The organism is Moritella sp., assembly GCF_013215705.1.
Taxonomy (GTDB): Bacteria; Pseudomonadota; Gammaproteobacteria; order Enterobacterales; family Moritellaceae; genus Moritella.
This window is the reverse complement of record NZ_JABSQR010000021.1, coordinates 1-22572: the sequence shown is the minus strand read 5'-3', so window position 1 is coordinate 22572 and position 22572 is coordinate 1. Positions and strand designations below refer to the sequence as shown.

Here is a 22572-nt window from a genome sequence, read left to right as displayed (position 1 = left end):
AGTCTTGTTTTGGGGTTTTATCCAAGACCAAGGGGGATTGAATTGGCGACAAAACCAAGGAATCCAGCGGGTAATAATCCGGTCAACAAGGTACCAACTGTTGCTATTAATAAAACAATGCGTATGGATGGGGTAAGCTGTATTTCGGCCAGTTGTGTAGGTGTAGGTGCTGGTGGCTGTACATACATCAACATGATGATACGAATATAAAACCAGGCCGAGACGGCGCTAAGCAGTACTGCGATCACTGCCAGCATCACATGGCCTTTATCTACCAGGGCTGTCAGCACATAAAATTTGGCAAAAAAACCACCGGTTGGCGGAATACCAGCCAGCGAAAATAAAAAGATCAGGCTCATAAAAGCCAGTCCGGGATGGGTTTTTGCCAAACCAGAAAAATCCTCGATGGGTTCACCTAGCCTGACACCTTTATTTAACAGAATGATGACGGCAAAAATACCTATGGTCATAAACGTATAAACCAGCAGATAAAGCATGATACTCGCCATCCCGTCTCGGCCTCCAGCCACCAGCCCTAACATCAGAAAACCAGCGTGGGCAATACTGGAATAAGCCAGCATGCGTTTGATATTGTTTTGAACCAGTGCCACAAAGCTGCCCAGCGCCATCGTCAGTACGGCAATACCCGCAATGTTTAAAATCCAAATGGGCTGTAGCACCGCAAGATCCTGCATGAAAATACGCATGATAACGGCAAACGCGGCCGCTTTGGAGGCCACTGACATATAAGCGGTGATCGGTGACGGGGCACCTTCATAAATGTCTGGCACCCACATGTGAAAGGGAACCGCCCCGACTTTAAATAACAGACCAACCAGCATAAACAAGGTTGCCAGGATCAACATAGGATCGGACAAATCTAAGGTAGATAGCGCTACCGCCATATCTTTGAGGTTAGTGGTGCCAGTCAAACCATAAAATAAAGACATGCCGTAAAGAATAATACCGGACGAGAAAGCGCCAAGAATGATGTATTTTAAAGACGCTTCATTGGATCTGACGTCAGTTTTGAGGAAACCTGTTAACACATAAATAGATAAAGCCTGCAGTTCCAGACCGAGATAGATGAGCAGGAGATCTGTGCTGGATACCATGATCATAGTGCCCACTAGTGCAAACAGCAGTAACGCATAATATTCACCCTGGAACACACCTTCCTTGAGGAGGTATTTACCTGACATAAGCACCGTTAACGTGGTGCCAAGATAAAGGATAACTTTGAAAAAAGTGGAAAAATCATCAACCACGAACATACCCGCATAAGCTGTCTGCGGAACGTCGGATAGGACATAACTCATGCCAGCGGCAAGCAAAATCATGAACACCGAAACCCCTGCCAGCAGCTGATCTTGGCGCGGATGTGGCACCAGCGATAACATCAACGCCACACAGGCACCGATAATGAGGATGATTTCCGGCCCGCTCGCCAATACCGACTGGCTGATAGCTGTTAGATCTACAGTGACTAAGTCAGCAGCGGTTGGTTTGTCTGCGATGTCGCTCATAAGCCTGCTCCCAATGTTTGCTCAAGCAGGTGTGTTAGGGTCGGCTGCAAAATACTGAGGAAGGGTTTAGGATAAAACCCGATCCAGAACACAAAGAGCAGCAGCGGTAGTGCGCAACAAAGTTCTCGTTTATTGAGATCCCACATCTTGGCCGCGTCAGGAATACGGACCGGTCCCAATAGCATCTGACGATAAATGCCTAACAGGTAAGCAGCGCCGAGCAAAGCCCCTAGCACACCGGCAGTCGCGGCCCAGTTATTGACACCAAAGGTCCCTGACAGCACCAGAATTTCGCCGATAAATCCGTTGGTTCCGGGTACCGCCATGGAAGACAGTAAAAACAGTGCGAAAAATATGCCGTAGAAGGGAACCACTTTGAGCAACCCGCCATAAGCTGGAATATCCCGAGAATGGGTGCGCTCATACACCAGACCAATAAACAGGAATAAGGCACCCGTGGTGATGCCGTGGTTAAACATCTGGATCACCGCACCCGTTGTACCATTGATAGTGAAAGTAAAAAGCCCTAACGTGATAAATCCCATGTGACTGATACTAGAATACGCGATTAGTTTTTTGATGTCCTGCTGGGCTAATGCGAGGAACCCCCCATAGACAATCGCGAAGGCTGACAACCCTTGCATTAACGGAGCAAAATAGTGGGAAGCATCGGGTAACATTGGCAACGAAAAACGAATAAAACCGTACGCGCCCATTTTTAACAGTACCCCAGCCAGAATAATACTGCCCGCGGTGGGGGCTTGTACGTGGGCATCTGGTAGCCAGGTATGGAATGGGACCATCGGCACCTTGACCGCAAATGCGATCAGAAACGCGATAAAGACCCAGCGCTGCAGCTCAAAGTCATATGACACATCCATTAGCGCTAAGATGTCGAAGGTACGTCCACCAGCGAAATACAGCACCAATATCCCCACCAGAAAAATCAGACTGCCAGCTAGGGTATAAAGAAAAAACTTAAACGCGGCATAGATGCGATCTTCACCGCCCCAGATCCCGATCATCAGATACATGGGCACCAGCATTGCTTCCCAAAACACATAAAACAGCAGCAGATCCAACGCGCAGAAAACCCCAAGCATCAGACTCTGGATCGCCAGTAAGCAGATCATAAATTCTTTAATCCGCTTAGCAATGGCGGTCCAAGACGCTAACACACAGATCCAGCCGAGCAGGGAGGTTAAGAACAGAAATAATACACTGACCCCGTCAACTCCTAATTTATAGGTGATGCCCAGAGACGGTACCCAGGGTTTGCTCTCTACGAATTGCATCTGGGCAGTGTTATTATCAAACATGACCAGCAACCAGGTGGCAATTAAGAAGTCGACAAATAAGACGGTAAACGTAAACCCGCGCACCGTGTTATTGCCAGACAAGAAGGGCACGAATAAGGCGGCTATTGCTGGCAGGAATATCAATATGCTTAATATCGGCACACTTGTCATGAAGAAAGGTGCTATGAAGAAAGGGGCCATAAAGAAGTCAGTCATAACGCCTCACTCCCAATCAGCACATAAACAGCGATCACCAAAAACAGGCCAATCACCATCGCCAGGGCATAATGGGAAACAATGCCAGTTTGCAGGCGACGCAACAAATTACCGCTTTTCATTGCGGTTTTAGCCACGCCGTTAACCGCGCCGTCGACCACATGAGTATCGACGGTCAGGCTGTGTTTTGACAATCGGTGCAGGGTATTAAGGATAACGCCATCACCCAGCGTGATGACTCTTTGTTCCCACCGCGCAACCGGTTTATTCGCCAACCACATAAAGACAGCTGCCCCGCGCCGGTAAAACCAGTCGGTATCGATGCTGATGGTATTCTTGGGATGGAGGTATTTAAGTAACAGTACAAAAGCCAATAGGGTGAACATCAATATACCGAGACTTTCGGTGATATGTGCACCGGTATAGGGTTCAAACTCAACGGCATAAGGCAGCATGTTATAAAGCACACCGGGAAAGAGTCCGATGCCAATGCAGAAGAATGCGGCAATGCCCATGGCCACTAACATATTGATTGGTGGTTCCTTGGGGCGGAGACCAGAGTCTTTGCCAAAAAACATATAATAAGGCAGCTTAAGCCCCGTCGACAGGAAGGTACCGGAAGAAGCTAACATAAGTAACAGCGTGGCTGTCGCGTGATGATCCCCGGCGGCCGCTGCGATGACCATACTTTTACTGACGAAACCACTGAAGAAGGGAAAACCGGCGATAGCAAATGCGCCAATCATGTAAAGCGCTACCGTCCAGGGCATGGTTCGATAGAGGCCGCCGAGTTCAGTCAGTTTACGTTTGCCGGTCATGTGGATGACAGCGCCAGCCCCCATAAACAACAGGCCTTTATAGAGGATATGCGCGAAGGCGTGGGAAGAACTCCCGTTCAGGGCCATCTCGGTGCCGATGCCGATACCTGCGACCATGTAACCGACTTGACTGACAATATGATAGCTCAGCAGGCGACGGCAATCATTTTCCAGCATGGCGAATATCACCCCGTAAAGGGCCATAAACACCCCAAATCCGATCAGGACTTCTGCGCCTGGGTAGGCGCGGATCATCACATAAACAGCGGTTTTGGTGGTAAAGGCACTTAAGAATACTGCGCCTGTCACGGTCGCCTCCGGATAAGCATCGGTGAGCCAGGCATTTAACGGTGGCACTGCGGCGTTTATCATAAAGGCGATCAGGATCAGGGTATAGGCTATCCCCCCTTGCTGCGCGCCATCTATCGGGCCAAACAAGTAAGATCCGGTTTCAAGACCATGCAGGACAATACCGGCAAACAGTAATACCCCGCCGGTGACATGCACCATCAGATAACGAAAGCCTGCTTTCACGGCCGGATCTTCCCGAGTGGCAAAGATCAGGTAAGCAGAGGCAAATGCCATGATCTCCCAGCCGACTAACAGGGTAAACCAGTCACCTGCGAAGAGTACGAGAAAGGCACTACCCATATAAAGAAACGCCGCCACTCTTTGGCCTGTATGACTGATATGCAAGCTATAAATGTTGCCGATCAGCGCCGCAATAGCAAACACCCAGCCAAAAAATAGACTCAGTTTGTCAACTTTGAACATGACCAATGAGATACCGGGAAAGTCAATTTCGCCGAAGCTTCCCATTTCCATCTGAGTAAGAGAAAAGATCACCAGCAGTGGAATGATGATTGAGTAAGATTTTTGGCTATTGCCTTTAAATAACGGCAGCAGCAGACCGCCGACGAGTAGCAGAAAGGCTGGCATTATGGAGAAGGAGAACCATTCAGTCATAATAGTCTTCCTTCTTGGAGATACCGATTTTTTTGCCGATGAATTTGCTGACTAATATGATCAAGCCGCAGCCGATAAACCCAAGCAGCGCTCCCCAGCCGGGTATAGCATCCCAAAAGTTATAACCGTGCGGTCTGGCAACCAGAAAATCGGCAATGACGATGCCCACTAACATGACGACTAACAGACGCCAGCGTGTTTTGGTGTATTTTTTGTCACCAAAGAAGTTGACCAGTTTTGCCATCATGGTAGTGATCCTATTGTAATAAGGTCTCTGTCGACAAATGCCTCTGCGACTAAGCTATTGGCTAGACCTAAAAAATAGTCCGGATAGAGTCCCAGGAGCAAAGACAATAGTGCGGTGATCAGTAAGGGCATCGCGACCATTGGGATCTCATGGATATCATTGGCCGCCACCAGTGACGGATCTTGTGGTATTTTCTCCCGCTCAAAAAAGGCTTTATAGGTGACGGGCAGAAAATAAGCCGCATTAAGTACAGCGCTAACCAGCAGTACGATTAGTAGTGCCATTTGTCCGGCATCGACCGATCCTACGACCAGATACCATTTACTGATAAAGCCACCAGTTGGCGGGATGCCAATCATACCGAGGGAGCCGATAAAAAATGCTGCCATGGTGATAGGCAGTCTTTTACCTATGCCGGAAAGATCACTGATCTTCTTGCGGTGGCTGGCACAATAGATAGAACCTGCGCAGAAGAACAGGGTGATCTTTGAAAAGGCATGGGCGGCGATATGAATTATTCCCCCCATGGCCGCCATCGGAGTCAGCATGGCGGCGCCGAGAATGATATAAGAGAGTTGGCTAACGGTGGAATAGGCCAGTCTGGCTTTCAAATCGTCTCGGGTCAACGCGTAAATAGAGGCGGTAACGATGGTGAACGACACCAGATAAGCGGTGATGATGCCAAGACCCAAGGTACTCATCAGGTTGATACCAAATACATGGAAAATGACCCGTAACAGACAGAATACCCCCATCTTGACCACCGCGACCGCATGTAACAAAGCGCTGACCGGGGTTGGTGCGACCATGGCCGCTGGCAGCCAGGCGTGGAACGGCATGATGGCTGATTTGGCAAATCCAAACAGGTAGCAGAAATAGATAATAATCAATAAGCCATCGGCGGCGACGACATCTTTGAACAAGCCTTGGGGCAAGAAATCAAAGCTGCCAGTAAGTTGATAAGTGAGCGCCAGTGCGGCCAGCAAAAAGGATTTTGAGGCCCCCACTAAATAGACGATATATCGTTTGCTACCATACCAGGATTCCTGGTTTTCTTTATGATAAACCAGTGGGTAAGTGATAAGGCTGAGTAGTTCGTAAAATATCACCAGGGTAAACAGATTAGCGGCAAATGCTCCCCCCACAGCGGCCGATAGCGAGACGGCAAAAGAGGCATAGAATCGGGTCTGATTTTTCTCATTCTGGCTGCGCATATAACCGATGCAATAAATGGCCGCCAATATCCATAATAGGCTGGATACTGTGGCAAATACCATACCCAGCGCGTCAACTCGAAACGCAAAATCAACCCCTGGCAGGATCTCAAATAAAGTCAGGTCGACAGTATTGCCGGCCAGTATTAACGGCGCCATTGAAATAACGATGATGAACTTTATCACCGCGGCTACAACCGATACCGCATCCCGTGCGTTGGGGCGATTATGCAGGCACAGTATGATGCCCGCAGCAATGAGCGAGACGGTGACCGCTAAAGCTGGCCTTATGGATAATATTAATTCCCAATTCAGTAATTCCATATTGATAAGAGTCATCAATTCTAGTCTCAGCCTTTCATTATTGTTAAGTCATCGACTTCCAATGTGCGTTTGTTACGCAATAAAGCCACCAGTATGCCGAGTGCTATAGCGACTTCGGCTGCGGTGATCGCAATAATAAAAATAGCCATGATCTGGCCGCGGGGATCGTTCATTTCATACCCGAAGGCAAGCAGATTGATATTGACACTGTTGAGCATGAGTTCGAGAGACATCAGCACAATCAAAACATTACGCCGGAGTAATACGCCTGCCGCGCCAATGACAAATAAAATGGCGGCTAATATCAAATACCAAGAGATGGGGATCATTTGGATGCCTCCTTGGTGGATCCTTTTTTGTGTTCGCTAGGTCTGTGATTAGTACCGTTACTTTGCGCCAGTACTACCGCGCCGATCAGGGCGACCAGTAGGATGACTGAAGCCACTTCAAAGGGCAGCAGAAAATCCCTGAATAAGGTTAAGCTTAGTTGCTTGGTTTGTTCATCGCCAATGATGCTTTGCTGCGCCATCACCGCATGCAGACGGCTGCTTTGGCTGAGTAGGAATAACAGCTCTGATGCCAGTGCCAGCAGCGCGACTATGGCTGGTATTGCCCCTTTTTGAATAAAGCGACTGTTATTGATAAACCGACCATGGGCTTCTTTACGTACGTCTAACATCATGATGACGAATAAAAACAACACCATAATGGCACCGACATAAACAAACAGTTGGATCACTGCAAGAAATGGCGATCCCAGGAGGACAAATAGGGCTGCGATCTGCACAAAACAGGCGACAAGAGACAGGGCACTGTGGATCGGATTTCTGGCGACAACAACCAGCAAGCCAGTGCCGATGGCAACCAAGGCAAGTAATATAAAAAATTGTTGCTCCATTGATTGATCCTTTTTTGTTATTTTTGTCGTTTGAGCAATTGCCACCAGTCGTAACCTTTTACGTTAGCCTGAGCGATGGTTTTACCACTGCCATCTGTAGCCAGCGATGCCGGGATGACGGTGCCAGCCCCTTCTTCAGCCTTACGTGGCGCGGCGATTAAGTCTTCAAGATGCACCACTAACGCTTCGGTGGTGGTGCTAGCAACCTCATATTCCTGACCGAGCTTGATCGCGTCAGCCGGGCAGGCATCTTCACACAAGCCGCAATAAAGGCAGCGCGCCAAATCGATATCAAACACTTTTGGTCGTCGGTTACCTTTTGCATCTTCATAAGGCACCACAGTGATGCAGTCACAGGGACAGATCTTTGCACACAGTTCACAGCCGACACAGTTTACGTCGCCTTCATCGTTGGTTTTCATGAAATGATGCCCGCGATGACGATGGTAAGGCAGCCATTTTTCATGGTCCGGATATCTGTGGGTAATAATTCTGGAAAACATATAGCGTAATGTCAGCCGCAGTGCGCGCCACAGATCACTGAATAACAGCCATCCGATCCAGCTTTGCTTTTGTTGTCGTGTTCTGGCCATGTTGGCCTCCCGGTATAAGCGATACCTCATATCTCATTTGTTTATCCCGTGTTGCTGGGTAACGAGATGTGCTTAAAACATAAATAATCCGCTGATTAAAATGTTTACTAGCGACAGGGGTAAAAGCACCTTCCAGCCAATCGCCATTAACTGATCATAACGGTAACGCGGAAAGGTAAAACGGAACCACATAAACACCCAGATGAAGAAACCAACTTTGAGTAACAGCCAGACTGTATCTGGTATGAAGGGGGGCGCGCCATGCCAGCCGCCAAAAAACAGCATCACATTGAGAAAGCCGATGATCACGACGCCCAAATATTCGCTAAGCATAAAAAAGGAAAAGCGTATGCCGCTATATTCGGTATGATAACCGGCCCCCAGATCGCCTTCGGCCTCTGGTAAATCGAACGGAATACGCTGAACTTCGGCCAGTCCTGCGACAAAGAATACAAAAAAACCTAAGGGTTGATAGACCACATTCCACATGTCTTGTTGGGCGGTGACTATGTCCATCATATTCATCGAGTTAGCCAGCATCACCACGCCAATTACAGAGAACCCCATGGGGATTTCATAACTGATCATCTGGGCAATCGCCCTGAGGCTACCGAGCACCGCATATTTACTGTTGGAGGCCCAGCCAGCGAGGATGATCCCAAAGATGCCGATGCCGCTAACGGCGAGAATAAACAACAGTCCGACATTCATATTTGACAGACTGAGCATCACTTCAGTGCCAAAAATGGTTACTGGCTCCCCGAGTGGGATGGCGACAAACACCACAAAAGGCGGTACCAATGCGACCACTGGTGCCATTTTGAATAGGGTTCGATCGGCTGCGCTGGGGATATGATCTTCTTTCGTCAGTAGTTTGATGCCGTCGGCTACGGGTTGCAGCAAACCATGCCAGCCAACCCGCATGGGGCCCGGACGTTGTTGGATATGACCGGCAATTTTTCGTTCTAGCCAGGTAAGAGGTAAGGGCAGCAGTAGCAGCACCGCCACAACGACGGCAATCTTAAGCAACATTGGCAGGATCACATATAAGTTGTCCATGCTATTGGCCTCTGATATCCCATTTTGAAGTAGTTTGGCTATATTCACCTTAAACGTACTATAAAGGTAGTTTGCGCTTATAACTTAATCAAATATCATTTCGAGGCCAGTACCGAGTTAGGTGTCTCTAGACTCAGGCGTAAAAACTAAATCTATTGGTTTTCAACATAAAGTGCATCAATAATCGGGCAATCATCAATCGAGTGGCCAGCGCCTTTACAGCTGTTCACCATTGCATCGAGTGCTGATTGTAGTCGTTGTAAATCAGCAATTTTTTGTTGTACCTCCGCTATTTTCTGCATTGCCATTGTTTGCACTTCGCCACAATCATGATCTGGTTCATCAATAAATTTGAACAGTGCCTTTATTTGTTCAATGCTAAATCCAAGCTCGTGGCTACGGCGAATGAAATTAAGCCGCTTAACATGAGGTAATGCATAGATGCGATGTCCACCCTCGGTGCGTGGTGGTTTGGGCATCAGTCTCGATTTTTAATAAGAAGTCGAGGATTTAGTTATTCTAAATCAAGACTTCATAACGTCGAAAATTCCTTCATTCGTTTGCCAATCTACAGACAAGGATAGTGTTTTATCATTGTACTTTCCTTACCAGTGGTTTACTGGTTAAGCGATTTCTATCATGCGGAGCTGTGAAATCTTGCTGTGGGCCACGCGGGACAATCAAAGTTGGGTTAATGGTGTCATGACTCGCGTAATAATGGATCTTGGTATACTCCAAATCGATCGTGGTTTTGATCCCTTCAAACTGAAATAATTCACGTACATAGTGACTGATATGGTGGAATTCACTTAACTTATTGCGGTTACACTTAAAGTGACCATGATAAACGGCATCAAAACGTATTAACGTTGTGAATAATCGCCAATCTGCTTCGGTTAGCTGTTCACCAGCCAAATAGCGGTGACTGTTCAGGTGCATTTCAAGCCAGTCTAAACTGGTAAAAAGTTCGTCAAACCCTTGGTCGTATGCCGCTTGTGTCGTGGCAAACCCCACACGATACACACCATTGTTTATCGTGTCGTAAATACGTTCGTTAATGGTGTCTATTTCTGGTTGTAAATCAGTCGGATAATAATCATCGTGATTACCCGTTAATTCGTTAAATGCAGTGTTAAAAATACGAATTATTTCACTTGATTCATTGTTAACGATGCTTTGTGTTTTTTTATCCCACAATACTGGTACGGTAACTCGACCTTCGTAATCCGGCGCAGCTTTAAGATAAAGCTGGTACACATAGTCATTTTGATAGAGCGTGTCGCTGTAGTCGTCACTATTAGCGCCGAACTCCCAGCCATTGCTGAGCATTTCAGGTTTAACGACGCTGACTGAAATGATGTCTTGAAGTTGTTTCAACTGTCTAAAAATTAACGTGCGATGTGCCCACGGACACGCTAGCGAAACATACAAATGATAGCGACCTGCTTCTGCCGGATAACGACTACCTTCCTCATTTGAGATCGTGTTTCTGAAGCGACTTTCCTGACGTTCAAATTGTCCTTTACTACCTTTGGTTTCGTACCATTGGTCATGCCATTTACCGTTGACGATTAATCCCATGAGAATACTCCTAACTGATTCGTGATTTTATACGTTATATTTTTATAAAAATATGAAATATATTGATTAGTTAAGCTTGTTTACAAGCAGGCGGTCGAGTGACAATTTACCGCCGCCTTGCAGCATAACTGAAACGCTGATTGCAAAGAGTGACAAAGCAAATTCATAACCGTTGTTACTTATGAATAGACCATTAGTTAAATGGGTACTGAAAATGGCAACAAGCATAGTGACAGCCAATACCAATGCAGTAGGTCTAGTCAATAAACCTAAGATAAGCAGCAGGCCACCAAAGAACTCGGCACTACCTGCCATCATCGCCATTAAGTAACCTGGTGCCAGCCCGATAGATTCCATCCATTGACCTGTGCCGTCGAGTCCATAACCACCGAACCAAGCAAACAGTTTTTGTGCGCCGTGAGCGGTAAAAATAATCCCGGCAACAACACGTAGTGGCAATGCTGAAAAGGTATTATCTGATGTTAAAACTTGCTTAATTATTGAAGTGTTCATGTTGTGCTCTTTTTGATTTGTTAATGTATTTTTGAGTGTGTAGCTATTGTATTCGCTTAAATGGATTGGAATAACCACTGAAATTTGTTTAATATGTTCAAAATATTTGAACAATTAATGACGTGTATAAGCGTGACAATAAAATAATAAGAAGAGAGAGGCGATAAATGTATAAATCTCCGATAACGATAGAAGCATTACAGGTGCTGGATACTATTGACCGTCGTGGTAGTTTTGCTGCCGCAGCTGAACAGTTAAATAAAGTACCCTCGGCACTCTCTTACATAGTTCAGAAATTAGAAGAACAACTGGCGGTGACTTTGTTTGTACGTCAGGGTAGGCGGTCGGTATTAACGCCTGCGGGTCGCCACTTACTCGATGAAGGCCGTAAGGTACTTGGTGCTGTGAGTAAGTTGACGGAGCAAACACAAACCATATCCCATGGCTGGGAACCTAAAATTAATATCACATTCGATTCTCTTTTTGACATGCAGCTATTACTTCAACCATTAGCGTTGTTTTTAAATGAGCATCCGAATATCGAAGTAGACATGAATGAAGAGGTAATGAATGGTTCGTGGGAAGCATTGATTGAAGATCGCACCGATTTGGTTATTGCTGCACCTGACCCTATACCGCATCAACAAGGTATTAGTGTGACCGCCTTAGGCAATCTGCAGAAAATATTCGTTGTACCTAAAGACCATGAGCTCGTGAGTTTTACAGCGCCAGTTAGCAAATCCGAAATTGATAATTATCGTACTGTTATTGTGCACGACTCAGCAAGAACAGCCATACCTTGGTCAAATAACATTATTGAACAGAGTCGACATTTTTACGTCAATTCAGTTGAACACAAGATTCAAGCCATTATTGCTGGCATTGGAGTCGGTTATCTGCCGAAAACACGTATTCAATCACATTTAAATTCGGGTGCTTTGGTCGCAATTGACCTAGACGATGACGAGTATATATCAGCCATTTACCTTGCTTGGAAAACCGTGAATAAAGGTAAAGGGTTAAAAAGGTTGAGAGATATTATGCAGCAGCATTTAGGCCATTGATTACTATGATCTGAAACATAATAAAGAATACTATTAGTGTAGTTCTTATTTTATTTACCTCTAGGGTGCATGCAATTAGCATATTTTCAGCAAGGCAGGGTTATATAAAATGGTCAAGTAATCTATTTTTATGAGAACGGTTCAGAGTCGCTATCCATCCAAGTGGTATAAGCTGTTTCTCCCTGCGCCTCAAGTTGTTGCACTATATATTCGATAAACACCCTCACTTTAACTGGCATATAATCACGACTAAGATAATACAGATATACCGCTTGTTCGGGATTGCGCTGCTGCGGTGAAATTAATATAAGCTTACCTTCTTTTACCAGATCTCGAGCAAGAAAGTGAGGCATAAATGCTAACCCTGCACCTTGGCAAGCCAATTGCGCCATAACATCTCCGTTGTCTACAATAATTTGATAATCAGGTTTAATATCAACCATTTGAGCATTTTTACCGGAGGTGATCTCAAGTATACGTCCCGATTGTCTGAAGCGGTATAATATCCATCGGTGCTTAGTTAATTGTTCTGGTGAATCCGGTCTGCCGAACTGCTCTATGTAGGACGGACTCGCAAATATACCCATGTCGATAGGACAGAGCCGTCTCGCAATTAAGCTGCTGTCATCCAATTTTCCGCTGCGCACCGCAATATCCATTCCGCTATCTACAATATTCGTATACTCATCAGAAAAGCTAAGTTCTAGCTTAATATCCTGATATTTTTGGCAAAACCCCGGAATCAAGGGCACCACATAAAGTTTTCCGAATGAAATAGGTAAATTCACTTTGAGCGTTCCCGCTGGTGCGACTACATTTTGAGCCAGTTGCCCCTCACAGTTATTCAGCAACGAAATAACTTCTCGAGCAGTTTGTAGGTAGTTTCTTCCAGCCTCAGTCAATTGCAATTGACGAGTCGTCCTGTGTAAAAGTCGTACACCTAAGTCTTTTTCAAGTCTCGAGATGGCTTTACTTATGGTTGAAGGTGATTGACCTGACTGATTTGCAACGGCGACAAAACTGCCGTGCTCAGCGAGCGACACAAATAGTTGTAATAGGTTTAGCTTATCCATAGAGGGCTTAGATTAGTGAATAATATTCAATAGTAAAGTGACTTAAAGCTTATTTTAACACAGCCTTTTATTTTCTAATATAGCGACAGATACAAAAAATCGCTGCTTGTTAACAGCCGCTATGCTCAATCAGGCGCCAAAGTGCCTTCTTTAATATCTGGAGATATAGATGACAGTAACTCAACTTAGGCAGGAAGTGATCTGCTTTGCCGGTGATTCAGGTGACGGAATTCAGCTAACTGGCTCTCATTTTTCACATAATGCTTCCACATGGGGCAATGACGTTATGACATTGCCGGACTATCCTGCGGAGATCAGGGCACCCGCTGGTTCTGTGTCAGGTGTGTCTGCTTTTCAAATGCAGTTTTCTTCCACTGATATTAATACTGCGGGTGATGAGTTTGCTGTATTAATTACCATGAATGCGGCGGCGCTGAAAAATAAAATTGGTGGTCTGGTGAGCGGAGGTTTGATTTTAGCAGACCAAGATGGGTTCAGTAAAAAAAATATAGAATTGGCCGGTTACAGCTCTGACCCCCTGAGCGATGGCAGCCTGCCTGATTACCGCATTATAGCTGATAATTTTACTCACTTGACGGTTCAGTCTCTCAAGGAACTTAATTTACCGACTAAACAGCTAAGACGCAGTAAGAACTTTTTTGTGTTAGGTATCGTCTTTTGGATTTACAGTCGTTCTGTTACACAGACTGAGGAGTGGTTAAAGGAGCAGTTTTCAGATAAACCGCTTGTGATGGAAGCAAATATCTTAGCACTGAATGCTGGTTTTAATTATGCGGACACAACGGAGATATTTGGTGAAAGTTTTCAAGTAGATCCTGCACCCAAAAAAGAAGGTTTCTATCGTACTATTTCGGGAAATGAAGCTCTATCACTGGGCTTTATCTGTGCGGCAGAGAAATTGCAGCGCACCTTGTTCTTAGGTTCATATCCTATAACGCCAGCATCAGAAATTTTGCATACCTTGTCAAAATATCAAGACGTTGGTGTAAAAACCTTCCAGGCTGAAGATGAAATTGCGGCAGCCTGTGCTGCTCTGGGGGCATCTTATGCTGGTGCTCTGGGTATAACCTCGACTTCAGGTCCTGGATTGTGCCTTAAGACGGAAACATTGAACCTAGCAGTGATGACCGAATTGCCTTTGGTCGTAATTAATGTGCAACGCGGCGGCCCTTCAACTGGATTACCTACAAAAACTGAGCAGTCTGATCTGTTATTTTCCATGTATGGTCGAAATGGTGATTCACCCATACCGGTATTAGCAGCTGCTTCGTCTGCCGATTGTTTTGATATGGCATTAGAAGCTAGCCGAATTGCAACGACTTTCATGACTCCCGTGATCCTATTGAGTGACGGTTACCTTGGGAACGGTACTGAGTCTTGGCGGGTTCCAAATTCCGATGACATAATGATCAGTGCGGTAGAGCAATATCAGCAAACTGGCCAGTTCCATCCCTACAAACGCAATCCGATTACTGGGAGTCGTCCTTGGGTGAGCCCTGGTACCAAAGGAAAAATGCACCGAATAGGAGGATTGGAAAAGCAATCAGTAACGGGAGACCCTTCTCATGATCCTGATAATCATCAACGGATGACCCAAGAGCGAGCAGCAAAAATCTCTGGGATCAGCGCATTTATTCCGGAGCAGCCATTAACCGGGGAAACTGACGATCTAGTGTTGGTCATTAGCTGGGGAAGCACTCGTGGAGGGGTTTCATCAGCGGTAAAACAACTTCGAGAGCAAGGCATGCCAGTTGCTCACATTCATTTGCGTTATCTAAACCCATTCCCCGAAAATTTGGCTGCTATTGTAGCTGCATTCAAACATATTCTAGTATTTGAGCTCAATAATCAGCAGATGATTAAGCTAATCCGAGCTGAATTTTTAGCCCCTGCAAAAAGCGTCACCCAGACTACCGGATTACCATTTAAAGTCAGCGATGTTGTTAAAACGATAAGTGAATATTATGAGGAAATTACTGATGGATGTTGAAATACTAAATAGGAAAGACTTTGTCTCTAAGTCGCAGGTCAAGTGGTGTCGCGGATGCGGAGATTTTAATGTTCTTAAAACGATGCAGGCAGTACTAGCCAAAACGGGTCGAACTAGGGAGAACAGTGTGTTTATCTCAGGTATCGGTTGCTCATCCAGATTTCCATACTACCTTGAAACCTATGGTTTTCATACTATTCATGGCCGAGCTCCTGCAGTTGCCACTGGTGTGAAAGCGGTAAACCCAGAGCTGGATGTTTGGGTTATCACTGGTGATGGTGACGCACTGAGTATCGGTGGAAATCACTTCATTCATGCGATACGGCGCAATCAAGACATTAAAATTTTACTGTTTAATAATGCCGTTTATGGTCTTACCAAGGGACAGTTTTCGCCGACCAGTGCACAGGGGTGGGTATCTAAGTCTAGTCCATCAGGCTCTCCTGACAGAGCCCTAAGCCCATTGGCATTGGCAGCTTCGGCCGATGCGACCTTTATTGCGCGTACTTCGGATAATGACCCGAATCATTTGGCAATGGTGCTAGAAGCTGCAGCAAACCATAAAGGGACCGCGGTTGTCGAAATATTGCAAAATTGTGTGATATTTAATGACAAAGTTCACGAACCATATAATGGCCCCAAAAACCGTGATGAAAATTTGCTTTATCTGAATAATAGTATGCCGCTGTTATTTGGTAAAGATAAGACTAAAGCACTAATAAATGATGGTTTTAGCTTCAAGGTGACAACGGTGGATGATCCCAGTGTGCTTGTTCACGATATAAAGACACAGGAATCTGCTTATGCGTTTGCGTTGGCTAACCTGAATTATCCTCAATTTCCAGTGCCTGTTGGTATTTTTCGTCAGATCCAGCGACCAACCTTTGATCAGGTATTAACAGAGCAGCAAAACAAGGCAATAAAAAAGCATGGCGCTAGGGATTTAACTACATTGTTACAGCAGGGTAGTTACCAGCGATTAGTTTAAGCAACGTAAAGTAATGACAAAAATGGGAGCGCTACTAACGTGCATTTTGACGGATGATATGGAGCAGTTGGTTTCGGAGTGTCACAGTAAACAGCGTAAATATGAAAAGTTAGTAAAACGTCCCTCTTTTGGTGGTGAATGGTAGTAATTTTATCTTTTAGTCAGCAGTGATCAATGAGCTCGTAGATGAACTCGAGCTGCTTAATAGATATCCAACGCATGACGACAGCCAAGACGGAAGAGGAGTTTTTCGATGTTGTAAGCACAGATAAGAAAAAATCGAAAGTTTGGAGGCGGTACTCTATGATGGACCCTTTTTTAATGACGATGATTTATCTCTGGTGGATACTGCCTACGTCAGGGTTACCTGTTGTGTTACCTACCTAAAAATGAAAAACGTCCTCCTACCTTGGGTTCTAGGTATTAAGCGGATAAGTTTTTCTGTATTGGAGCGACTGTAGTGGAATTACCAATTTAGACAAAAGCAAAGAGGGTAATACCCCCCGCATAACGATGTTATAGTGATGAGGCTATCAGCTAAAACCATCACTAACCCTACAAAATTTAATGTGTGTTACCATCGGCTAGAATAATAACACTAAGCCATTCCTGCCTCTAAATGGCTTAGAGTAAGAGCTCTCCCAAAATATATTCATATCGTTATTCCATACATTAAATCATGAAAAATTGATCGGCTGAGTTGATCATATTTATGGATAAATAAAATTGTTAGATAGGATGATTTTATACAGTGTTATTGGCATTTTGGTAAACTGAGTCTCGATTTGTCAAAAGGCAGTCAGGTTTATCTTGTACTCTGAAATTAATGTTAATATAATCAAGTATATAGCTAGTCTTGTATATAACTTACAAGACTAAACAAATAATTTACAGGACGACTCGTTTTCCCATAAACATGTAATTAATAAATTTGAAGTATAATCTTATTTTTCAATTGATTAATCGACTTTTATTGAGGTGAATGAATTTGGGAAATCGAGAGTCCTGTTATACAAATGTTGAACTAAGCCGCTGCGCGGAGCCAAAAGATCGCTCACTGTTCCACACTTACCTCTAGGGATCATCCCTGCTTAGGAGGTATGTCATGCGACAACTACTGCAACAATTCAACGAAGAAATCACCTTAAGAGGTTACTCTGAGCGAACTCGGAACTCTTACCGTTATGCTATAAATCAACTGTATAAGTATTTTGGGCAACCTTTCGATACTATTTCAGATAAACAGTTGGAAATGTACTTCCGCTATTTGAACTTGGAAAAACACCATTGCAGATCAACGTTAAAGCTGCACCTTAATGGTATTCATTTTCTGTTTGAGCACGTCTTACACCGCAGTTTTACTATCTCAGTTTGTTTACCTAAACGAAAAGAAAAACTACCACAACTATTAACACAGCAAGATATCTCTGCGGTCATTTACTATTGCAAAACGAATAAACACAGAGCAATGGTAGCGTTGTGCTACGGCTGTGGTTTGCGTGTCAGCGAGCTGACGCATGTGAAAGTCAGTGATATCGACGGTCAGCGGCAACTATTAAAAGTATGCCAAGGTAAAGGAGCTAAAGATCGCCTCGTTATTATCTCTCCTGTATTGCTCCAGTTTATGCGCCAATACTGGCAACAGTACCACCCTGATACTTGGTTGTTTGGTTCTCGCTGGCATGGTGTTATTTTCCCGATTCATGAATCCACATTTCGTAAAGGGCTAACTTGCGCAGCCAAAAAAGCAGGAATAACAAAACCTTGTAGTCCACACAGCTTACGGCATGCTTATGCCACTCACCAATTACAAGCTGGTATGCCACTCAATCAACTGCAACAGCAGCTTGGGCACCAAAGTATTCAATCCACGGAAAGATATTTACATTGGTCGCCAGAACTAGGTCATCAAGGCACCGACTTGTTGGCAAATCTAGGAGGAGGTTTGTCATGGCAACATCCTATCATCTGAGCGATATTCTCACGCTTAATTTGGGGCATTACCAACAGCAGCACAAATTGACTCAGCAACAATCTTTAGTGTGTCAGCATATTCAAGCTTGCCGTACCCAAGTGTTAGGTGAGCAACAATGGCGTTGCGGAGCATGCCATTATGAACAACGTATCTTTTGTTCTTGCCGCGATCGGCATTGTCCTCGGTGCCAAGGGCAGCAGACGCAAGCGTGGATAGCGAAGCAACAAACTGAGGTGCTGAATTGTCGATATTTCCATCTGGTATTTACTTTGCCTCACGAGCTGAATATTTTGGCGCACTATGAAGCCAAGAAACTGTATAGCGCATTGTTTGAAGCGGTGTGGCAGACGCTGAGCCAATTTGGGATGACACGCAAACACTTGCAAGGTCAACTTGGAGGTACAGTAGTTTTGCATACGTGGGGCCAAACCCTGATGCAGCATATTCATTTACACTGTTTAATTCCTGGTGGAGTGCTAACTTCACAAGGAGAGTGGCATGGGGTTAAATCTGATTATTTGTTTCCAGTAAAAGCCCTTGCTAATGTGTATCGAGCTAAGATGATGCAAGCGTTAAGGCATCGAGAATTAGTTATTGAGCAAGCTGATGAGTTAATGAAAAAATCATGGAATGTATACAGTAAAGCGTGTTTGAGTCGAACTGAAACCGTGGTTAGTTATTTAGGCCGATATACACGTAAAGGCATGTTGCATGAGTCAAGAATAAAAGCGGTGAGCTCTAGTAGTGTGAGTTTTAAGTATACTGACTATGGCGACGGTAATAAGCGTAAAGTGATGCAACTCACGGCGGATGAGTTTATCCGTCGCTATTTATTACATGTACTTCCTAAGGGCGTGATGCGAGTTCGCCATTTTGGATTTTTAGCCAACGCTTGCAAGCGAAAAAGACTGGCGCTTATTAAAGATCAATTATCCTCAGTTCCCGCTAAAGCAGAAGATACATCCGTAGAATTAGGTTGTCAGTGGTTATGTCCTCAATGTAAGGAGAGCTACTTGCAGTTTGTCGGTATTATCAAACCTCTGTCGCAGATAATGATGCAAGGATATCGAGAACAATTACGACTGTCAGGCTGATGAAGTAAAGGTGGCGGTAACGTCATTGCAAATAGTAGAAAATAGATACCTTGTAGGTATGAATATCGACGAGGGAGGCAGACATGTTTTAAAACGTGGGAAGTTGAATTTATCACTAAAAAAAAGGACATAAAGATGATAGCAATAGGCATATGTAAGCAACAAAGAGTAAATAATATCAAGCGATTAACAGCAAATTACGTAAAAATACCTACCCGATAAAAGCAAATTCCTATAACATAAAGCATACCGAATAGATTGGACGTGGCAGCGGCCAAGTCCAACAAGCGATTTGAGCCTTGCAAAGAACGCAAAGCACAAATACTAAGACGTTAGCTTTCTATTGGAGTATAAATTGAATAATTCAGAATTAGCAGATTTGTATATGAAGCTTTCTATGAGGTATGAAGAAGAGTTTCCTGTTGAATGTGGTTTTGAAATTGCTACTAAAGAGCGAATGAATATGATAGATAAAATTCGCGTAGGGTCACTTTCAAATAAGGATATCAGAACTATCGATCCTATATTCTCTTATGGGAATGTAGATATATCTGACCATATAAAACCCAAAAAGAGATTTATCTTTTTTTAATTGATGACGTGGCTTCTAACTAAAGCTAACAATGGTTTTCAAGTCGGACAAAAAACAGTTGGTTTTTGCTCCTTCGTCGCTATTTTAACCAACTATTTTATTGCCGCTTAAAACGGCGTTATAGGGCCTAGGCACATCATGATCGATAAAGATGAAATGTTTCCGCCAATTCTAAAGGCTTCTCCAAGTTTTACTCCGATGTGGGAAGAATTCCTCGAAGAGTGGAAAGATGAGAATGATCTTCCCTTATATTTGGTTCTTGGTGAGCTATCAAGGCATATCGCCTCGCTAGTTGAAGCAAGGAAAGTTGATGAGTTAAAAGAAATATTCTTGATCGTTGAGCATTGGCATATTGAAGGCAGTGCTTACGTCAAAGAAGCTGCGACTGTTGGTCTTCTTGAGGAACTGCAAGGAGAAAATAATGCAGTTTCAATTGAAGCTTATTTATTGACTGAGTCAAAGCGATGGTGGCTTAAGGTCAACGAATTTTGGGACTCGGGTAAGTTAATCCGTGAATCATAAACCCTATAACAAGTCAATGTTGTTCGCCACTTCGTGGCCAGACTCGCTGACGCTCGCCGCAAATTGAGGCGTTAAACGGCTAAAGGATTATCCATGCAGCATCTCACATTAAGAGTATTTGGCTTTCTAGGAATGATTTTATTTATTCCTATTTTCTTGCTCTCGTTTGCGGATCCTCAGCTAATTGAAAATTCAGGGAAATCATTTATTGAATGGAAATTGGAGAAATCAACAAACGCTAAAATTGACTCAATAAAATTGCCCAATGAGAGTAAGTTTGAAAAGCTACTGGGAAATAAAGCTAAAGAGTTAAGAAATAAAACAGAAGAAAAAATTCAAAACCTAAAGCAGCAACTTAAAGATGATGCGCCTTCACTAATTGCTGCGCAATTATCAAAAATTCGCAACTTGGATTGCGAATGTCGCAAATCATGGGAGAAAAAATTACGAAACTCCATGAAGTTCGAGTTGGCCTCCCTTAATGTCGCTAAATCGAAATTAGTCGACTTTACTCAAGCAAAGTATATGGAAATTGTTGAAAAGCTAACCTTAGATGTTCGTATCTTTGTTGGTGCAAATGGAGCTGTCTTTTTGTTTCTTATGTTAGCTTCATTTCTAAAGCCAGCAGCGATTAAGCATCTTTTTCTTCCAAGTGTATTAATGCTTGTTTCAACGGTGCTTTGTTCTTATTTTTACATATTCGAACAAAATTGGTTTTATACAATTATTTATAATAATTACACTGGTTTTACTTATGTTGGCTATCTCACCTTTGTTTTTGCTGTACTCTGCGATATTGTATTCAACAAAGCAAAGGTAACTACCGAAATTATAAATGCTTTTTTACAAACCATAGGTCATGCGGCTAGTCTAGTTCCGTGCTAGTCGCCGCTTAACATATAAGAATAGGTGTCGCGCAGCCGACACCTTATTCGGGTGTTGAACAAGTCCGAAGCCCTTCTTTATATAGTAAATAACGTGTTTGATCTTGGTGGGTACTTCGTCTTTGGGTTAAACCCAAGGCGAGCGAAAGAGAGATAAACAACAGACCTGTTATTTATCAATTAACTAGCTAGTTGTACCATAAATTTAATATCTCCAACTGTAATGTTAATGCCATTATCCTTATTATGTTCGCCTTTCGGCTAGGTCGTTCGCGTAATGCCAACACACCTCATTTCATGCTGACAGCAAGGACAAATCCTGATTGCTTTTGCTGTGCTCGTTTCAATGAGCTCAGGCATACTCCAATTAAACAGATGCAGCAATATGACTTGAATACGCATTCGTAGCCGCTTGGCATTACCGTGCAAAAAACCATAATCCCGCACTCGCTGTAATCCTTTTGGTAACACATGTTGCAAGATGAGCCAGAGAAATCGTAACGTCGGCAAGGTTCTGGTTTCGGAGGTTTGCGTTTGCCCGTCTTTGTATTTGAAGGTAACGGTATTATTAGATGTGTCGATGATGTCCTTATCAGGCAAAACACCCCGATACAAATAGCGTGAAAGGTATTGCAGCGCAGGTAGTCCATAACCGACTTTTCGGCAATCAACGACCCATTTAGTGGGTAATGTATCCGCGTTCGCCAGCGACAAATCAGCGTGCTGATTGATTGTATCAATCATTCTAGCTCGCCAGACTTTAGCCAGTGCAAAGGCGTTAAACAGGTAGTTACTCTTACCTTTATGCCATTGGTTGCGCGTTTTATTGTAGTTTCCACTAGCGACTATAATATGTAAGTGGGGATGTAAATTACGTTGCCTACTGTGAGTATGCAAAACGGTGGTGAAGCCTATTTCGCCGCCGTTTCTACGTTTGGCAAAATCCTTCAACACACTTGCAGCGACTGAGAACATCGATTGATAAAGCGCCTTTGGCTGGCGGCGTGCTAACAGCCTGAGTTCATAGGGCAAAGTAAACGTGACCATAAAGTAATGCACGGGCAGTAACTTTGATTGTTGGCGCTCAAGCCAATCAGAAGTCGTGCGTTGCTGGCA

Annotated in this window: 22 protein-coding genes; 8 read left to right on the top strand and 14 right to left on the bottom strand. The window is 44.2% G+C overall.

Annotated elements, in window-relative coordinates; translation table 11 throughout:
- Window positions 1-17 precede the first annotated feature (17 nt).
- The 12 genes from HRT96_RS14380 to HRT96_RS14325 form a co-directional block, all read right to left on the bottom strand.
- Window positions 18-1526, bottom strand: coding sequence for an NADH-quinone oxidoreductase subunit N (locus HRT96_RS14380; RefSeq protein ID WP_293158026.1), 1509 nt, complete (start codon window positions 1524-1526; stop codon window positions 18-20).
- Window positions 1523-3040 (bottom strand): NADH-quinone oxidoreductase subunit M, encoded by a 1518-nt coding sequence (locus HRT96_RS14375; protein ID WP_293158023.1) that lies wholly within the window; start codon window positions 3038-3040, stop codon window positions 1523-1525. Before HRT96_RS14375 ends, HRT96_RS14380 begins: the two co-directional genes overlap by 4 nt.
- Window positions 3037-4824 carry a Na(+)/H(+) antiporter subunit D gene (locus tag HRT96_RS14370; RefSeq protein ID WP_293158020.1) on the bottom strand — a complete coding sequence of 596 codons (1788 nt, stop codon included), beginning with the start codon at window positions 4822-4824 and terminating at the stop codon, window positions 3037-3039. Before HRT96_RS14370 ends, HRT96_RS14375 begins: the two co-directional genes overlap by 4 nt.
- The gene (locus HRT96_RS14365) at window positions 4817-5071 is read right to left on the bottom strand and encodes a hypothetical protein (RefSeq protein ID WP_293158017.1); all 255 of its coding nucleotides are present in this window, start codon (window positions 5069-5071) and stop codon (window positions 4817-4819) included. The genes HRT96_RS14370 and HRT96_RS14365 overlap by 8 nt, the downstream gene beginning before the upstream one ends.
- A complete protein-coding gene (locus tag HRT96_RS14360; RefSeq protein WP_293158185.1) occupies window positions 5068-6624 on the bottom strand; it encodes a monovalent cation/H+ antiporter subunit D family protein in 1557 nt (518 codons plus the stop codon). Before HRT96_RS14360 ends, HRT96_RS14365 begins: the two co-directional genes overlap by 4 nt.
- 11 nt (window positions 6625-6635) lie before the next feature.
- Window positions 6636-6938 (bottom strand): NADH-quinone oxidoreductase subunit NuoK, encoded by a 303-nt coding sequence (gene nuoK, locus HRT96_RS14355; RefSeq protein ID WP_006032153.1) that lies wholly within the window; start codon window positions 6936-6938, stop codon window positions 6636-6638.
- Entirely contained in the window at window positions 6935-7507 is a 573-nt protein-coding gene (locus tag HRT96_RS14350) for an NADH-quinone oxidoreductase subunit J (RefSeq protein WP_293158014.1), read from the bottom strand. The genes nuoK and HRT96_RS14350 overlap by 4 nt, the downstream gene beginning before the upstream one ends.
- Before the next feature lie 17 nt (window positions 7508-7524).
- The gene (locus HRT96_RS14345; RefSeq protein ID WP_293158011.1) at window positions 7525-8100 is read right to left on the bottom strand and encodes a 4Fe-4S dicluster domain-containing protein; all 576 of its coding nucleotides are present in this window, start codon (window positions 8098-8100) and stop codon (window positions 7525-7527) included.
- Window positions 8101-8172: 72 nt separating this feature from the next.
- Window positions 8173-9159, bottom strand: a complete 987-nt coding sequence (nuoH, locus tag HRT96_RS14340) for an NADH-quinone oxidoreductase subunit NuoH (protein WP_293158008.1) — start codon at window positions 9157-9159, stop codon at window positions 8173-8175.
- Window positions 9160-9311: 152 nt separating this feature from the next.
- Window positions 9312-9638 carry a MerR family DNA-binding protein gene (locus HRT96_RS14335; RefSeq protein WP_293158005.1) on the bottom strand — a complete coding sequence of 109 codons (327 nt, stop codon included), beginning with the start codon at window positions 9636-9638 and terminating at the stop codon, window positions 9312-9314.
- Window positions 9639-9750: 112 nt separating this feature from the next.
- A complete protein-coding gene (locus HRT96_RS14330) occupies window positions 9751-10740 on the bottom strand; it encodes a glutathione S-transferase family protein (RefSeq protein ID WP_293158002.1) in 990 nt (329 codons plus the stop codon).
- Window positions 10741-10806: 66 nt separating this feature from the next.
- Window positions 10807-11253 (bottom strand): DoxX family protein, encoded by a 447-nt coding sequence (locus HRT96_RS14325; RefSeq protein WP_293157999.1) that lies wholly within the window; start codon window positions 11251-11253, stop codon window positions 10807-10809.
- A 167-nt stretch (window positions 11254-11420) separates the two neighbouring features.
- Between HRT96_RS14325 and HRT96_RS14320 the strand changes: the two genes are divergently transcribed.
- A complete protein-coding gene (locus tag HRT96_RS14320) occupies window positions 11421-12317 on the top strand; it encodes a LysR substrate-binding domain-containing protein (RefSeq protein WP_293157996.1) in 897 nt (298 codons plus the stop codon).
- Between the two features lie 128 nt (window positions 12318-12445).
- Here the strand turns inward: HRT96_RS14320 and HRT96_RS14315 are convergent, their stop codons facing one another.
- Window positions 12446-13390, bottom strand: a complete 945-nt coding sequence (locus HRT96_RS14315) for a LysR family transcriptional regulator (protein ID WP_293157993.1) — start codon at window positions 13388-13390, stop codon at window positions 12446-12448.
- Between the two features lie 169 nt (window positions 13391-13559).
- Here HRT96_RS14315 and HRT96_RS14310 point away from each other — a divergent pair, with 169 nt between their 5' ends.
- The 7 genes from HRT96_RS14310 (at window position 13560) to HRT96_RS14280 (ending at window position 21457) form a co-directional block, all read left to right on the top strand.
- A complete protein-coding gene (locus HRT96_RS14310) occupies window positions 13560-15401 on the top strand; it encodes a 2-oxoacid:acceptor oxidoreductase subunit alpha (RefSeq protein ID WP_293157990.1) in 1842 nt (613 codons plus the stop codon).
- Entirely contained in the window at window positions 15391-16389 is a 999-nt protein-coding gene (locus tag HRT96_RS14305; protein WP_293157987.1) for a 2-oxoacid:ferredoxin oxidoreductase subunit beta, read from the top strand. Before HRT96_RS14310 ends, HRT96_RS14305 begins: the two co-directional genes overlap by 11 nt.
- A 1105-nt stretch (window positions 16390-17494) precedes the next feature.
- Window positions 17495-18361: a site-specific integrase gene (locus HRT96_RS14300; protein WP_293157984.1), complete on the top strand. Its 867-nt coding sequence runs from the start codon at window positions 17495-17497 to the stop codon at window positions 18359-18361.
- Window positions 18340-19458 (top strand): IS91 family transposase, encoded by a 1119-nt coding sequence (locus tag HRT96_RS14295; protein WP_293157981.1) that lies wholly within the window; start codon window positions 18340-18342, stop codon window positions 19456-19458. The genes HRT96_RS14300 and HRT96_RS14295 overlap by 22 nt, the downstream gene beginning before the upstream one ends.
- A gap of 355 nt (window positions 19459-19813) precedes the next feature.
- The gene (locus HRT96_RS14290; protein WP_293157978.1) at window positions 19814-20050 is read left to right on the top strand and encodes a hypothetical protein; all 237 of its coding nucleotides are present in this window, start codon (window positions 19814-19816) and stop codon (window positions 20048-20050) included.
- A gap of 138 nt (window positions 20051-20188) precedes the next feature.
- Entirely contained in the window at window positions 20189-20572 is a 384-nt protein-coding gene (locus tag HRT96_RS14285) for a hypothetical protein (protein WP_293157975.1), read from the top strand.
- Window positions 20573-20665: 93 nt separating this feature from the next.
- The gene (locus tag HRT96_RS14280; RefSeq protein WP_293157972.1) at window positions 20666-21457 is read left to right on the top strand and encodes a hypothetical protein; all 792 of its coding nucleotides are present in this window, start codon (window positions 20666-20668) and stop codon (window positions 21455-21457) included.
- A gap of 260 nt (window positions 21458-21717) precedes the next feature.
- On the opposite strand, the gene HRT96_RS14275 is transcribed toward HRT96_RS14280, so the two are convergent.
- Window positions 21718-22572 (bottom strand): transposase (locus HRT96_RS14275; protein WP_293157969.1); only part of this gene is annotated, 855 nt, incomplete at its 5' end.

Excerpts from the sequence above, each read along its gene's own strand:
- HRT96_RS14380 (WP_293158026.1), bottom strand. The coding sequence starts at position 1,526 with ATGAGCGACATCGCAGACAAACCAACCGCTGCTGACTTAGTCACTGTA.
- HRT96_RS14375 (WP_293158023.1), bottom strand. The coding sequence starts at position 3,040 with ATGACTGACTTCTTTATGGCCCCTTTCTTCATAGCACCTTTCTTCATG.
- HRT96_RS14370 (WP_293158020.1), bottom strand. The coding sequence starts at position 4,824 with ATGACTGAATGGTTCTCCTTCTCCATAATGCCAGCCTTTCTGCTACTC.
- HRT96_RS14365 (WP_293158017.1), bottom strand. The coding sequence starts at position 5,071 with ATGATGGCAAAACTGGTCAACTTCTTTGGTGACAAAAAATACACCAAA.
- HRT96_RS14360 (WP_293158185.1), bottom strand. The coding sequence starts at position 6,624 with ATGACTCTTATCAATATGGAATTACTGAATTGGGAATTAATATTATCC.
- nuoK (WP_006032153.1), bottom strand. The coding sequence starts at position 6,938 with ATGATCCCCATCTCTTGGTATTTGATATTAGCCGCCATTTTATTTGTC.
- HRT96_RS14350 (WP_293158014.1), bottom strand. The coding sequence starts at position 7,507 with ATGGAGCAACAATTTTTTATATTACTTGCCTTGGTTGCCATCGGCACT.
- HRT96_RS14345 (WP_293158011.1), bottom strand. The coding sequence starts at position 8,100 with ATGGCCAGAACACGACAACAAAAGCAAAGCTGGATCGGATGGCTGTTA.
- nuoH (WP_293158008.1), bottom strand. The coding sequence starts at position 9,159 with ATGGACAACTTATATGTGATCCTGCCAATGTTGCTTAAGATTGCCGTC.
- HRT96_RS14335 (WP_293158005.1), bottom strand. The coding sequence starts at position 9,638 with ATGCCCAAACCACCACGCACCGAGGGTGGACATCGCATCTATGCATTA.
- HRT96_RS14330 (WP_293158002.1), bottom strand. The coding sequence starts at position 10,740 with ATGGGATTAATCGTCAACGGTAAATGGCATGACCAATGGTACGAAACC.
- HRT96_RS14325 (WP_293157999.1), bottom strand. The coding sequence starts at position 11,253 with ATGAACACTTCAATAATTAAGCAAGTTTTAACATCAGATAATACCTTT.
- HRT96_RS14320 (WP_293157996.1), top strand. The coding sequence starts at position 11,421 with ATGTATAAATCTCCGATAACGATAGAAGCATTACAGGTGCTGGATACT.
- HRT96_RS14315 (WP_293157993.1), bottom strand. The coding sequence starts at position 13,390 with ATGGATAAGCTAAACCTATTACAACTATTTGTGTCGCTCGCTGAGCAC.
- HRT96_RS14310 (WP_293157990.1), top strand. The coding sequence starts at position 13,560 with ATGACAGTAACTCAACTTAGGCAGGAAGTGATCTGCTTTGCCGGTGAT.
- HRT96_RS14305 (WP_293157987.1), top strand. The coding sequence starts at position 15,391 with ATGGATGTTGAAATACTAAATAGGAAAGACTTTGTCTCTAAGTCGCAG.
- HRT96_RS14300 (WP_293157984.1), top strand. The coding sequence starts at position 17,495 with ATGCGACAACTACTGCAACAATTCAACGAAGAAATCACCTTAAGAGGT.
- HRT96_RS14295 (WP_293157981.1), top strand. The coding sequence starts at position 18,340 with ATGGCAACATCCTATCATCTGAGCGATATTCTCACGCTTAATTTGGGG.
- HRT96_RS14285 (WP_293157975.1), top strand. The coding sequence starts at position 20,189 with ATGATCGATAAAGATGAAATGTTTCCGCCAATTCTAAAGGCTTCTCCA.
- HRT96_RS14280 (WP_293157972.1), top strand. The coding sequence starts at position 20,666 with ATGCAGCATCTCACATTAAGAGTATTTGGCTTTCTAGGAATGATTTTA.